Below are 12,505 nucleotides of genomic sequence, written 5' to 3' on the forward strand. Positions count from 1 at the left end.
CCGTCAGGCCGCGAATGCTGCCACACCGCCGCGCCGCCGGTCAACGCCGACCCCGTCGCCGCCCGGCCATGCTCACGACATTGACCTGGGAAAATATAGGCGCGGGGGTTGCCTGACACACGAGACGGCGAGCTGATTGGCCGGTGACGGAGTGACCCTGCAGAGGGAGCCGAGCGTCTGTGTGTGACTCCCTTTGGAGCTGATGCCGTAGACGATTCAGCACCGACGCGGTCCGCCTGGGTTACTCGTGCTCAGGGCGACGTGGTCGGCGGGCCAGCGACAGCCAGCCGAGAAAACGGACGTGCATTCTTGCGAAATCGGGGCGACCGCCGAGGATGTACAAGTCGTGGATGGCCTCGTTCATGCAAGACGCCAGGTAGAGGGCCAGCGCCAGCGAGTGGCCATAGAACTCGGCGACGAGATCGAGTTGCGCGCGGGAGCACGGCCACGCGGCGGCGCAGTTGCGGCACAGCCAGGCGGGACGCATGGGCAGGTGTGGGCGGGACCGGGGACTCACAACACGACCCTGCTCGCCGCAACCGCCGCCATCCATCAGAGTGGACGATTCCTCGGCGGATAATTTTCTTCCGCCCTCCGGATGTCCTTCCTACGCGGCCATCCGGCGACTGGATAGGCTGGCACTCAACCCTTGAGCAGGAAGGGAGCCATTCGTGAGCGTCCGGACGACTGCCGCGCTTACTATCTCCGACCTGCTGTGGGACGGCACCGACATGCTCGATGCCTTGGCGGCCCGCGACGTCGCTCAGGTGTTCCGGCTCGTCCAGCGGGCCACCCACGCCAGCCAAACCACCCTCGGTGTCGCCACCGGTCTCAGCCAGGCTCAGGTCAGCGAAATCACCAGTGGTGCCCGCCGGGTCAGCAGCATCGACGTCCTCACCCGCATCTGCACCGGCCTGTCGATGCCGCGCCACGCACGCATTACGCTCCTGCTCGGCGAACGCGACCAGATGCCGGCCGAACAGGACGTCAGCGGCCCGCAGGTCGCGAGGACTTCGCGGGACCAGTGCGCCGATGTCACCGCAATCTATTCCAGCCGGTCAGATTTCGTGGCGGAGCTGCCTCCGCACGTCCTCTTCGACAGTGCCACGGACATTCGTGCGTCCGGCCTGTCGCTCAACCTCATCTGTCAGCAGTACGCCGACAACCGCCTCCTGAAACTCCTCGCCGCCGGCACCCGCCTCCGGTGCCTGTTCCTTGATCCGGCCGGTGAGGCGATCAGGCGGCAGGAGCGTGAGGACGACTTTCCGGACGGACACCTAAGCGCTCTCACCGAACTCAACATCCAGAACCTGGCCCACCGCATTCGCGACCGACTCCCCGCAGGCACCCGAGACCACCTCACCATCGGCGTCTACGACGAGTCCGTTCGCGCCAACGTGCTCTTGATCGATGACCGGCTCTGCGTCGTTCAGCACTATCTACCGCGGATGCGCGGCGTCGACTGCCCGACGATGGTCATTGAACGCAGCGCCGGCCCCTCCGGCCTCTACCCGATATTCGACGAGATGTTCAGCTCGCTCTGGAATCGCAGCCGCAAGCTATGACCGACTACGCCCACTTCCTACCGCTCGCACAAGAGGCCGTCGACCTGGCGCACGACCTGATGCGGACACTGCAGCCCGGTGCGCTGACCTACAAGGGTGACCGCGACATGGCCTCCGAGGTGGACTACGCCATCGAGCGAGCGGTTCGCGAGCATCTGGCCGCCAAGGCGCCCGAAATCGGATTCCTCGGCGAGGAGTACGGCAGCAGCGGCGACACCAGCACACTGACCTGGGCACTTGATCCCGTCGACGGCACCGTCAACTTCGTCCACGGCTCACCCCTGTGCGCGATCTCCCTCGGCCTCATCCACGGCACAGACGCAGTCCTCGGTGTCATCGACCTCCCGTTCCTCGAGACCCGTTACCACGCGGCGAAGGGACACGGTGCGTATGCCAACAATCAACGCATTCACGCCAGCCGGATCACCGACCTCAAGGACGCCGTCGTCGCCATCGGCGACTACGCGGTCGGCGACGAGGCCGGCCGGAAGAACACCGAACGACTTGCTATCACCGAGCAGCTCACCCGGCACGTCCAACGGATACGCATGCACGGGTCCGCCGCAATCGACCTGGCGTGGTTGGCCCACGGCAGGATCGACGCGTTCATCATGCTCAACAACAAGCCCTGGGATACCGTCGCGGGCGTCGTGGTCGCACAAGAGGCGGGCGCCCGAGTGGCCGACATCGACGGCACACCCCACACCGTGCACGCAGTCGCTACGATCGGCGGCAACGAGCTGCTCCTACCTCCCGTCCTCACGCTCGTTCAACGAGCACTCGAACGTGCGGGGCCCGAATAGGTTCTGTCCCGCGGATCATGAGGGTCGCTCGTCAGGCCCTTCGGACCTGGTGTTCAGCGCATCAAGGGTTCATCGGGTGGTACCGACCGCACCTCGGGCCGGTGGCGACGGGCGAGGTGATTGACGCCGGCCGTGGTGGCAGCGATCATCGCGATGAGGATTGCCAGTGGTAGCGGCTGACCGTCGAAGTGCTGCATCGCCGTGTTGGAGAGCAGCGGGTCAGGGATGAGCCATCCGGCGATGAAGCTGGTGAGTCCGACGCCGATGATGAGGGCGGGCCGGTGGCGGCGGACTGCGACGGCGGCTCCGGCAGCGGCGATCGCGGCGACGAGGATCCCGGTGACCGCCGGTACGGCGTCGGGGACGTAGACGCCGTGGCGTCCCCATTCTCTGGTGCCTTTCCAGGCGAGGATCCCGAGTGGGACGAGGGCCCACCAGAACAGGCGCGGCCGGGGCGCGGTCCACCGCTCGCGGGCGGCGATCGCGAGCAGGACGAGGGTCAGGACCGGTGGGGCGTACGTGAAGAGTTGTTGGCCGAGGTTGATTCCCATGCCGGCACCGCTGAGCACGTCGGTGACGAACCAACCGACGGTGACCGTCAGGAATATTGCCTGCAGGGTGAGGGCGGTCCGGGTCGCGCCGCACAGCCAGGCGATCAGCGGTGCGAGGGGCAGCAGGCCGAGAACGATTATCTGCGGCCAACTGGCGACGATAGCCGGCATGTCGGTGGCGAGGACGGCGCCGGTGAACAGGTCCAGGGTGTGACCGGCGGGCTCGGTGCCGGCGGCGACGAGCAGGGCACTGAGTCCGGTGGTGAGGGCCGCAGTGGTGACGGGCGTCGTGAGTCGCAGCCGGATCGCCAGAGCGATGATGTTCAGTGTCTCGTGCCGGCTCGGGTGTCGGCGGCCGTGGTCGAGGTCGAGCAGCAGTCCGAGCAGTTCCTCGCCGCGGGCGGCGCGGTGCGTGGCCGGCAGCAGACGCAGCAGCCGTCGATATCGTCGCTCCAGGGTGCTCATTGCCGGGTTCATCCGCTGGTCCCAAGGCGCGGGGCGGTGCGGGCGGCACGCTTGCTGAGGCGCTCCTCGGCGAGCCGGACCGCGGTGGCCATCCGTTGGCTCTCAGCGCGGATAGCGTCTGCCCCCGTGTCGGTCAGTCTGTAGAAGCGGCGTAGCCGGCCCTTCTCCACCTCGTCGTGGTCGGGGGCGATGAGCCCTTGGGTGACGAGGCGGTCGAGGGCCCCGTAAAGGGTGCCGGCGCGTAACCGGATCCTGCCGTCGGTCATCTCGTCGACCTCTGTCACCAGGGCGTAGCCGTGGCGCGGTTGGTCGGCGAGAGCGGAGAGGATCAGGAACGTCTGCTCGCTGATATCCATGCACTATATATATCGTGGTGCGATATATACCGCAACCATTACCCGTGTTGGAGCGGCGGGATCGTCAGTACGACCACCTGGTGCTCGCACTGGCTGCGGCACCAGCGGCGGCGACCAGGGCCGGCCTCGTTCGGCGGGGCGGTGGCACGAGGCTCGGTCACCTAGGATCGGCGATCACTGGGCCAACGTCCGCGCTCGATATCGGAGGTCGATCACCATGGTCGCCCCGCAGTTCAGCCACCTGGCGGGCCGTGTCTGGCTCTGCCCGGGCGACCCGGACCCGGACGCGGTCCAGGCCGGCGTCGCCGTCGTGGCCGACGAGCGCGGCAGTGTGATGATCGACGCCGGGCAGAGCCCCGCGCACGCCCGCGAGATCCAGGCCGCGCTGACTGCCGCCGGGCTGCCGCAGCCACGCTGGCTCGTCTACACCCACCACCACTGGGACCACGTCTGGGGCGCCTGCGCCTGGCCCGGCGTGGAGATCGTCGGGCACGAGACGGCCGTGCCGCTGCTGCGCGCCGAAGCCGCCCGCCCGTGGAGTCACCGCTACCTGGACGAGCAGATCCGCCACAACCCCCGCCTCGGCCCGAGCTTCCGGGCCCGGGCACGCGCGGTGACCTCCTGGGAGGATTTCGCCATCCTGCCGCCGAGCCGGACCTTCGCCGACGTGGACGAGCTGGCGGTCGGAGTCGGGCTACGCCACGTCGGCGGCGGGCACGCACCGGACTCGACCGTCGTGCTGGTGCCCGACTCGGGCGTCATGCTGCTGGGCGACTGCTTCTACCCGCCGCCGGCGCACCTGCGCCGACCCGGAGACGGCCTCGACCTGGGCCTGGTCCGGCGACTGCTCGACGACACCTACCACTGGTACGTGTCCAGCCACGCCGAGCCGATGACGCTCGAGCAGGCCCGCTCAGCCGTCGAGGACGCCTGACCCCGGCGGCAGTACCTCGCCCGGCACGCGGGAGTGCGGGCCCTCTGCGCCGACACGCCGAGCCCTCGTCACGACGACGAGGCTCCGGCCACGAGCGCCCGGGCGGTGTCCGTCCACCAGTAGAGGACTTCCCGGCCCGACCGGCGCTTCTGGAGCAGACCGGCCTCCGTCAGCACGCGCAGGTGGCCACCGACCGTGCCGAGCGGCAGTCCGGTCGCGGCGACCACTGCCGTGGTGCTGACCGGTTCGGCGGCCTGCACCAGAACGCTGCTCCGCGCGTTCCCCAGCAGACGGCGCAGCGGATCCGGTGTGGTGGAGGCCACCCCGGTGAAGATCCCCGTCACCGGGTAGACGATTCCGAAGCGGCCGGGCAACCTCCAGGAGATCCAGCCTCCCCGGCAGTGGGCCGCGAAGAACGTCAACGTCCCGCCCCGTACGTCGGACGGTGGGTAGGGCCGCTCCTCGACCTGCAACCGGCCGTCGCCGAGCCACCGCATGCCCGGCCGCATGTCGTTGACGACCCCGGACCACCCGTCCCTGGCCAGGCGGGAGATCCGGGACACCACATCGGCACGCAGCACCGACTGCCGGCGCGGCCAGTCCGGCTCGATCGTGTGGCGCCAGACCCAGCGCAACAGCGCGGCCGTCCGGCTCGCCAACCCCGAACCGCGTAGTTCCGGGGCCAGCGGGGAGCGCACGTGGGCCAGGTCCTCACGAATTCGGTCGTCCGGCAACGACTCCAGCTCCACGAGCTCGTCGTCCAGCGTCATGTCCGGGCGGGCGGGCGGCACCGTCAGGAAGTCAGCCATCCAGGAGGACGAGATCGCGTGCGCCAGAATGGCCGCGGTCACCGGGTCGCCGTCGAGATAGCCACGGAAGGCATCGACATGCTGGTCCCGCCAGGCCCGGTGCCACGGAAGCGGCTGGGCCCGGCGGAGGATGTTCAGCGCCCCCAACGTCTCGGTGAGCTGTGAGGTGCCGAAACGCGCGTGCGCCATCACTTCGGCGTCGACCAGGAACACCGCCACGTTTCGCCTCCAGTCGAAACTCTAGGGCGGCAGCGCGGATCGCTGCAAGCTCCCTGGCCATGCACAGCGACAGCCAGCCATACGACCCGACGACCATGAGCGCGCGGAACTTCAAGGCCCTGTGGGCCGGTGCCGCGATCACCAACCTCGCTGACGGCGTTGTCAAGCTGGCCCTGCCGCTGGTGGCCGTCTCGATGACGGACTCCCCTGCGCTGGTTGCCGGCGCCACCCTGGCCAACACCCTGCCCTGGTTGTTGTTCTCACTGCCCGCTGGCGCGCTCGCCGACCGGGTGGACCGGCGACGCCTAATCATGATCATGGTCGCCGCGAGAGCCCTGGTCCTCGCCCTGCTCACCGGTGCCATCCTCGCGACCGGGCTCCCGCTGGCCGGCCTGTACGCGGGGGCGCTGCTCCTCGGCACCGCCGAGGTGTTCGCCGACACCACCCGGATGTCGGTGGTGCCGATGGTCGTGCCCCGCACTCGGATGGAGTCCGCGTTCGCGACGTTGACCGCGACCGAGACCGTGGCCAACGAGTTCGTCGGGCCACCTCTGGGCGGTCTGCTGGCCGCCGCCGGACTGGCCGTCGCGCTGGGCGCCGGCGGGGTGGGCTACGCAGGCGCGCTGCTCGCCCTGGCGGTCATGACCGGCCGGTACCGCAGCAACCGTCACCCCGGATCGGCGACGAGCGCGTCCGGCCTCAACAACGACATCTGGGAGGGCGTCCGATACGTGTGGCGGGAACGGGTCCTGCGAACCCTGCTGCTGGTGGCCGGCGCGGCGAGTGGATGCTGGGCGGCTTGGATGGCTGTCATCGTTGTCCATGCGGTCGCACCCGGACCCTTGGGCCTGACCAGCTCGGAGTATGGCCTGCTGATCGGCACGCTGGGAGTGGGCGGCGTCGTGGGAGCCTCCGCCGCTCCCGCTCTCACCCGCCGGCTGGGCCGGCGGGTCGTCCTGGCCGCGTCGATGGCCTGCTTCGCCGCGCTGCTGGCGGCCCCGGCGATCTCCTCGTCCGCCCGGCTGATCGCGGCGACGACCTTCCTGGGTGGCGCCGGCTCCGGCGCGTGGAACGTCACCTACAGCTCGCTGCGCGCGCTCGTCGTGCCCGAGGAGATGATGGGGCGCTACAGCGGGGTGAGCCGCCTGGCCAGTTGGGGAGCGATGCCGCTCGGGGCGCTGGTCGCCGGCCTCACCGCGGAGTTGGTCAGCGTACGGGCGGTCTTCTGGGGCGGAGCGGCTCTCTGCATTCTCGTGCTTGCCGTGACGTTACGAACGGTCACATCGCCCGATTTCCGACGGGTGGAAGCCCGCGCGGCCGCCTCTCAGCGAGCTGCGCCGTGAAGCTCAGCGGGCGTGGCGTTCCGGGTGGGCCCGGCTCCAGGTGCGCATCCGTTCCGGGTAGCCGGTGCGCGCCGCCTCGTACAGCGGCACCGCGTGCTTGCGGGCGATGGACCCCGCCGCCCGCGGCGTGCCGGTACGACGACGGATCCACTCGCCGTCGTGGGCGATCGCCACCACTGTGGTGTCCGTCGCGGTGGTCTCCGGCTCCAGGTAGAACTCCACCCCCCGCCGGCTGGCGACGAACTCCTCCAGCGCCGCGAGATCCTCGCGGGTCGCCTCCCGGTCCAGCTTCGTCGGGGTCGCCTCGGCACCCCGCGACCGGCGGTTGAACCAGCTCATGACCAGCTCCTCTCCTCGACGCCCCTCCAGTGCAGCACCGAATCCTGGCAATACGCTGCACGCCGGATGGGAGACAGCTGGCCCGCGTCAAAAGAGACGGGTGGAACCACCGGGGCGTACGCGGTGTCATGAGTGTGATCCGAACGGAGGCCCCCCCTGGACGACGACGCTCTCGTCACCCGCGCTCGGGCCGGTGACCTGGAGGCGTACGACCTCCTGGTCGCCCGGCACACCGCGTCCGCACACCGGACGGCGGTGCTGCTCGGCGCGGGATCGGACTCCGAGGACGTCATCCAGGAGGCGTTCGTGAAGGCGTACCGCAAGCTGTCCCGTTACCGGGGCGAGTCGTCCTTCCGATCGTGGCTGCTCGCGATCGTCGCCAACGAGACCCGCAACCTGCACCGGTCCCGCGGCCGGCGGGACGGGCTCGTCCTGCGGGCCGCGGCGGCGGACCCGACGGCCGAGATCGCCGAGGACGGGGCGGTCGACGCCGTTCTCGCCGGGGAGCGCCGCGCCTCACTGGTGCAGGCCCTGCGTCAGCTCCCGGTACGCGACCGCGAGGTGATCGTCTGCCGGTTCTTCCTCGACCTCAGCGAGGAGGAGACGGTGGCGGCACTGGGCTGGCCCCGGGGCACTGTGAAATCGCGCACGTCCCGGGCGCTGGCGAAGCTTCGCGGCCTGCTCGACCGGGAGGAGGTCCGGCATGGGTGACCTCGAACGGGAGTTGCGCGACCTCTCCGCCTGGCTGGAGACACCCGACGCGCCGGACGTGACCGCTCGCGTCCGCGTACGCCTCGACAGGCCGGCGCGCCGGTGGCGTCCGCTTGCCGCGGCGGCGCTCGTCGCCGTGGTCGTGGCGGTGGTGCCCCCGACCCGCGCCGCCGTCGCCGACGCTGTCACGGGGCTGCTGCGCTTCGCCGGTGTCAGCATCGCCACCACGCCTGCCCGCACGCTGCCCGGCGGCACGCCGTCGCCGTTGCCCGGCCAGCGGTCCATCACCCTGGACGAGGCCCAACGGGCGGTGCGGTTCCCGATCCGTCAACCCGCGAAGCTGGGCCCACCCGAGCGGGTGCTGGTCGCCGACCCCGACGCCACGGGCACCTGCCGGGTGGCGACGTTGCTCTACGACGGGGGCGCACTGCGCGTCGACGCGTTCGACGGTCGTCTCAATCTGGCCTTCCACAAGGAGGTCACCCCGCCCGGAGCGGACTGGGTCCAGGTCAACGGCGACTTCGCGATCTGGGTGGACGGGCCACACGTGCTGTCGTACGTGGACCGCGCGGGCGAGGTCCGCCAGGAGACCGCCCGACTGGCCGCCTCGACCCTGATCTGGCAGGAGGGCGACGTGAGCTACCGGCTGGAGGGTGCCGTCGGCAAGGCGGAGGCGATCGAGATCGCCCGCTCGCTGCGCTAGGTGTTCCAGGGAACCCGGCGGGCGCGGCCGGTGTCATGACGGTGCGACGAGTCGTCGACGCGTACCGGAAGGGGCGAGATGGGTTCCTGGGGCAGATGGGTGCTGGCATCATCGGTGGTCCTGCTGGCGGGGTGCACGACCACGACCAGTGGCGGGGCAGCCGCGCCGACGAGCTCTGCCGCCAGCACGGCGAGCGCCACGGCCGCCACGGCGAGCGCCGCGACCGGCTGCGCGGCGCGGGTCGAGACGGGGTCGCTGCCGGACTGGGCGGACGCCGGGTTCAGCGGGGACGCCCGGGTCCCGCACGTGTTCGGCGCGAAGGGTGACATCGTGGCGGTGGTGTTCGCCCATCCGCTGCGGCAGCACCGCAAGGACGGGTCGAACAACAAGATCCTGTGGGTGGCCCGGGCCGCCACGACATCGCCCGACCCGAGCGCACCGGCGACCCTGGTGATCACCGCGACGCTCGACGGCACCGACACCCGGGTCACCCGGGAAGTCGCCGGCGGGCCGGGTCCGTCGATCATCGACATGCCCCAGCCCGGTTGCTGGCGCCTCGACCTACGCTGGTCCGGGCACACCGACACGATGGACCTGGTCTACGCACCATGACGTCGTGCCCTGGCGCCGCCTAGGCTGCGGGGCGTGCTGAAGGACGCGAGGGCGGCGGCGGCCCGCAACAACGCCGAATGGTGCGACATCGTCTGCGGCAGCCACGGGCTGGCCGGGCGTACCGACGACGAGGCCTGGTCGGTCCCGCGCCGCTCACCCCCGTGGTATCCGGATGCGGTCACCCTGCGGCCAGGGGTCGACGCCGAGGCCCTGCTGGCGCGTATCGACGCGGGTCCCGGCGCATCGGTGAAGGACAGCTTCGCCGACCTCGACCTGTCCGGACACGGGTTCCGGGTGCTCTTCGACGCCCAGTGGATCCACCGGCCACCGTCGGCACCAGCTGCCGGCACACCGCTGGCCCCGGTCAGCACCCCGGACGAGTTGGCGGCCTGGGCAGCGGCACACGGCGGTGGGGAGCTGTTCCGCCCCGCGCTCCTGACCGATCCCCGGGTACGGGTGCTCGCCCGCCACGACGACAGCGGTGTGATCACCGGCGGCGCGGTGCTCAGTGGCGGCGACGGCGGGTACGGCGTCTCCAACCTGTTCGCCCGCACCGACGACCCCGAGGCCATCTGGTGGGCGGTGTGCGCCACCCTGCCCACCGCATCCCTGGTCGGCTACGAGGAAGCCCCGGACCTACCCCCAGCCCGACAAGCAGGCTTCCACCCGACGGGCCCCCTCCAGATCTGGCTCCACCCCTAACCCCCTCCGGCCCCCCCTTTCACACCGTTGATCATGAAGTTAGCGACATCGACACCGGCGTGTCGCGCCGCTAACTTCATGATCAACGGGGCAGGCCGGGTCGGGGGCAGGTGGAGGGGTCGGGGGCAGGTGGGGGTGGGGGTTAGGCCAGGTTCTTTAGGTCTTCGGGGGTCAGGGTCAGGGCTCCCGCCGCTATGTTCTGCTCCAGGTGGGTGGGGTCTGCGGTGCCGGGGATGGCCAGGACGTGTGGGCCCTGGTGCAGGGTCCAGGCGAGGCGTACCTGATGTGCGGTGACGCCATGGGCGCGGGCGACGGCCTCGACGGCCTCGCCCTGCGCGGCGCTCGCGCCCGCCTCCCGGCCGGTGCCGGCCAGCGCGAAGAACGGCACGTACGCGACGCCCCGTTCACCGCAGGCCCGGACGAACGCGTCCTGCTCGCGGTAGGCGTCCACCCCGTAGTTGTTCTGCACGCACACCACCGGCGCGATGCCCGCCACGTCGTCCAGCTGCTCGGGCCGGACGTTGGAGAGCCCGAGGTGTCGGATCAGCCCGGCGGCACGCAGGTCGGCGAGCGCACCGAACCTCTCCGCCAGCGGCACCGCACCGGGCCCTCGACCGAGGCGCAGGTTCACCACGTCGAGCTGGTCGCGGCCGAGCCGGCGCAGGTTCTCCTCCACCTGGTCACGCAACTGCGCCGGGGTGAGCGCCTCGGTGAAGCCCGCCTCCGGGTCGTACCCGAAACCGACCTTGGTGGCGATGACCAGGTCCTGCGGGTACGGGGCGAGCGCCGCGCGGATCAGCTCGGTGGCGTAGCGGGCCGGGCCGGTGCCGACCCGCAGGGTGCCGCCGGGTGAGACGTAGAAGGCGGCCGTGTCGATGTGGTTGACGCCCAGCTCCACGGCACGGCGCAGCAGGGCGACGGCCCGGTCACGGTCAGGGTTCGCGGTGATCCGCATGGAGCCGAAGCCCATCCGGTGCACGGTGCGGTCGCCCAGGGTCCAGGTGCCCGCCGCGGCGGCGGTGATCTCGTCGGTTGGCATCGGGCGACCCTAACCAGCCCGGGTACGCGGCGCAGTCGGCCGCGCACCCGATACCGCTCGGCGGTGAATGGGGTTAGTTTTTGTGTGCTGACGGAGCCGGTTCGACGGCGTGCGGCGGGCGCAGCACCCGCACCAACAGCAGGGTCGGCAGCAGCAGCAGCGGCACCACCAGCAGCGCGCGCAGGGTGCCGACATCGTCGCCGAGCAGCCCCAGCAGCGGCGGCCCACCCAGGAACGCGGTGTAGCCGATCACCGCGACCACGCTCACCCGCACCGGCGCGTGTGCCTCCTCGTCGGCCGCAGCGCTCATCCCGACCGGGAAGCCCAGCGACGCGCCGAGGCCCCAGAGCGCGACGCCGACGATGGCCACCGGCCCGGAGCCGGCCAGCACGGCCAGGCTGGCACCGACCACGGCGAGCCCGATGGTGCCGCTGAGCACCGGCACCCGACCCCACCGGTCCAGCGCGACGGTGCCCGCGGTGCGCCCGATGGTCATGCCCACGACGAAGACACCGAAGACCGCCGCGCCGGCGGCCTCACTCAGGTCCCGACCGTCCACGAACGCGACCGCCAGCCAGTCGTTGGCGGCGCCCTCGGTGAACGCCGCCACCAGCACGAACAGCCCGATCAGCAGGGTGCGCGGCTCCCGCCAGGCAGCGAGCTGGGCCCGGCGGCGGGCAGCCGGGGTGGCGTCGGCCGGGTCGGCGGCGTGGTCGCCGCCCAACGGCAGGAACGTCCGGGCCGCGAGTGCGGTGCCGATCAGTACGACCACCGCCACCCCGACGAGGTGCGCGCCCACCGACACGTCGAACCGGGCCGCCCCGGCGCCGAGTGCCGCGCCGGCCACCGACCCGAGGCTCCACGCGGCGTGGAAGCGGGGCATGACGGTACGCCTCAGGCGCCGTTCCACCGCCGCGCCCTCGACGTTCATCGCCACGTCACAGGCTCCGGAGCCGTAGCCGAATGCGACCAACCCGAGCGCGACGACGGCGAAGGAGCCGGCCATCGTTGCGCCCAGCCCCGCCACGGTGAGGCCGACCGCGACCAGCACGGTGGCCACTGTCACGGTGCGGGCCGCGCCCAGTCGCTGGGCGAGCAGGCCGGAGGTGGGCATGGCGAGCAGGGCGCCGACGCTCATCGCCAGCAGCAGCAACCCGAGCCGGCCTGCGGAGAGGTCCAACGCCTCGCGGACCGCCGGCACCCGGGAGAACCAACTGCCGACGGCCAGCCCGTTGAGGGTGAAGGTGACCGCCACGCCGTTGCGGGCGAGCAGCACCGCCCGTGACGGCGGCGGTGCGGTGTCCGGGGCAACGGGACGGCTGGTGGGGGCGCTCACGGGGTCAGGTCCTCTTCC

At 71.1% G+C, this 12,505-nt stretch carries 16 protein-coding genes; 8 read left to right on the forward strand and 8 right to left on the reverse strand.

Annotated elements, in window-relative coordinates; all coding sequences use genetic code 11:
* Positions 1-241: 241 nt before the first annotated feature.
* Positions 242-517 (reverse strand): hypothetical protein, encoded by a 276-nt coding sequence (locus KBX46_RS00555; protein ID WP_210789615.1) that lies wholly within the window; start codon positions 515-517, stop codon positions 242-244.
* A gap of 154 nt (positions 518-671) precedes the next feature.
* Between KBX46_RS00555 and KBX46_RS00560 the strand changes: the two genes are divergently transcribed.
* Together KBX46_RS00560 and KBX46_RS00565 are read left to right on the forward strand one after the other, a co-directional pair.
* Positions 672-1,565: a DUF5919 domain-containing protein gene (locus tag KBX46_RS00560; protein WP_210789618.1), complete on the forward strand. Its 894-nt coding sequence runs from the start codon at positions 672-674 to the stop codon at positions 1,563-1,565.
* Positions 1,562-2,368, forward strand: coding sequence for an inositol monophosphatase family protein (locus tag KBX46_RS00565; RefSeq protein ID WP_210789621.1), 807 nt, complete (start codon positions 1,562-1,564; stop codon positions 2,366-2,368). The genes KBX46_RS00560 and KBX46_RS00565 overlap by 4 nt, the downstream gene beginning before the upstream one ends.
* A 53-nt stretch (positions 2,369-2,421) precedes the next feature.
* Here KBX46_RS00565 and KBX46_RS00570 read toward each other — a convergent pair whose 3' ends face one another.
* Both KBX46_RS00570 and KBX46_RS00575 read right to left on the reverse strand, forming a co-directional pair.
* A complete protein-coding gene (locus KBX46_RS00570; protein WP_210789625.1) occupies positions 2,422-3,384 on the reverse strand; it encodes a hypothetical protein in 963 nt (320 codons plus the stop codon).
* An 8-nt stretch (positions 3,385-3,392) separates the two neighbouring features.
* Positions 3,393-3,740, reverse strand: coding sequence for a PadR family transcriptional regulator (locus KBX46_RS00575; RefSeq protein ID WP_210789627.1), 348 nt, complete (start codon positions 3,738-3,740; stop codon positions 3,393-3,395).
* Positions 3,741-3,957: 217 nt separating this feature from the next.
* Here KBX46_RS00575 and KBX46_RS00580 point away from each other — a divergent pair, with 217 nt between their 5' ends.
* Positions 3,958-4,674 carry an MBL fold metallo-hydrolase gene (locus KBX46_RS00580; protein ID WP_210789628.1) on the forward strand — a complete coding sequence of 239 codons (717 nt, stop codon included), beginning with the start codon at positions 3,958-3,960 and terminating at the stop codon, positions 4,672-4,674.
* Between the two features lie 68 nt (positions 4,675-4,742).
* Here the strand turns inward: KBX46_RS00580 and KBX46_RS00585 are convergent, their stop codons facing one another.
* Positions 4,743-5,702 (reverse strand): helix-turn-helix transcriptional regulator, encoded by a 960-nt coding sequence (locus tag KBX46_RS00585; protein ID WP_210789630.1) that lies wholly within the window; start codon positions 5,700-5,702, stop codon positions 4,743-4,745.
* Between the two features lie 59 nt (positions 5,703-5,761).
* Here KBX46_RS00585 and KBX46_RS00590 point away from each other — a divergent pair, with 59 nt between their 5' ends.
* Positions 5,762-7,045, forward strand: a complete 1,284-nt coding sequence (locus KBX46_RS00590) for an MFS transporter (protein ID WP_210789632.1) — start codon at positions 5,762-5,764, stop codon at positions 7,043-7,045.
* A gap of 3 nt (positions 7,046-7,048) precedes the next feature.
* Here KBX46_RS00590 and KBX46_RS00595 read toward each other — a convergent pair whose 3' ends face one another.
* Positions 7,049-7,384: a hypothetical protein gene (locus KBX46_RS00595; RefSeq protein WP_179779303.1), complete on the reverse strand. Its 336-nt coding sequence runs from the start codon at positions 7,382-7,384 to the stop codon at positions 7,049-7,051.
* A gap of 255 nt (positions 7,385-7,639) precedes the next feature.
* Between KBX46_RS00595 and KBX46_RS00600 the strand changes: the two genes are divergently transcribed.
* Both KBX46_RS00600 and KBX46_RS00605 read left to right on the forward strand, forming a co-directional pair.
* A complete protein-coding gene (locus KBX46_RS00600) occupies positions 7,640-8,095 on the forward strand; it encodes an RNA polymerase sigma factor (RefSeq protein ID WP_374224923.1) in 456 nt (151 codons plus the stop codon).
* The gene (locus KBX46_RS00605; protein WP_210789634.1) at positions 8,088-8,798 is read left to right on the forward strand and encodes a hypothetical protein; all 711 of its coding nucleotides are present in this window, start codon (positions 8,088-8,090) and stop codon (positions 8,796-8,798) included. The genes KBX46_RS00600 and KBX46_RS00605 overlap by 8 nt, the downstream gene beginning before the upstream one ends.
* Here the strand turns inward: KBX46_RS00605 and KBX46_RS32255 are convergent.
* The gene (locus KBX46_RS32255) at positions 8,795-9,127 is read right to left on the reverse strand and encodes a hypothetical protein (protein ID WP_247666775.1); all 333 of its coding nucleotides are present in this window, start codon (positions 9,125-9,127) and stop codon (positions 8,795-8,797) included. The two genes, KBX46_RS00605 and KBX46_RS32255, sit on opposite strands and share 4 nt — an antisense overlap.
* A 1-nt stretch (position 9,128) precedes the next feature.
* Between KBX46_RS32255 and KBX46_RS32260 the strand changes: the two genes are divergently transcribed.
* Positions 9,129-9,410, forward strand: a complete 282-nt coding sequence (locus tag KBX46_RS32260; protein WP_247666776.1) for a hypothetical protein — start codon at positions 9,129-9,131, stop codon at positions 9,408-9,410.
* 33 nt (positions 9,411-9,443) lie between these two features.
* Complete coding sequence (locus KBX46_RS00615; RefSeq protein WP_210789638.1) at positions 9,444-10,112, forward strand: hypothetical protein; 669 nt, start codon at positions 9,444-9,446, stop codon at positions 10,110-10,112.
* Positions 10,113-10,254: 142 nt separating this feature from the next.
* On the opposite strand, the gene KBX46_RS00620 is transcribed toward KBX46_RS00615, so the two are convergent.
* Together KBX46_RS00620 and KBX46_RS00625 are read right to left on the reverse strand one after the other, a co-directional pair.
* The gene (locus tag KBX46_RS00620; protein ID WP_210789641.1) at positions 10,255-11,151 is read right to left on the reverse strand and encodes an aldo/keto reductase; all 897 of its coding nucleotides are present in this window, start codon (positions 11,149-11,151) and stop codon (positions 10,255-10,257) included.
* A 73-nt stretch (positions 11,152-11,224) separates the two neighbouring features.
* On the reverse strand, positions 11,225-12,487 hold the full coding sequence (locus KBX46_RS00625) for an MFS transporter (protein WP_210789643.1): 1,263 nt from the start codon (positions 12,485-12,487) through the stop codon (positions 11,225-11,227).
* Positions 12,488-12,505 lie beyond the last annotated feature (18 nt).

The sequence above is a fragment of the Micromonospora sp. C81 genome (assembly GCF_018070425.1).
Taxonomy (GTDB): domain Bacteria; phylum Actinomycetota; class Actinomycetes; order Mycobacteriales; family Micromonosporaceae; genus Micromonospora; species Micromonospora zamorensis.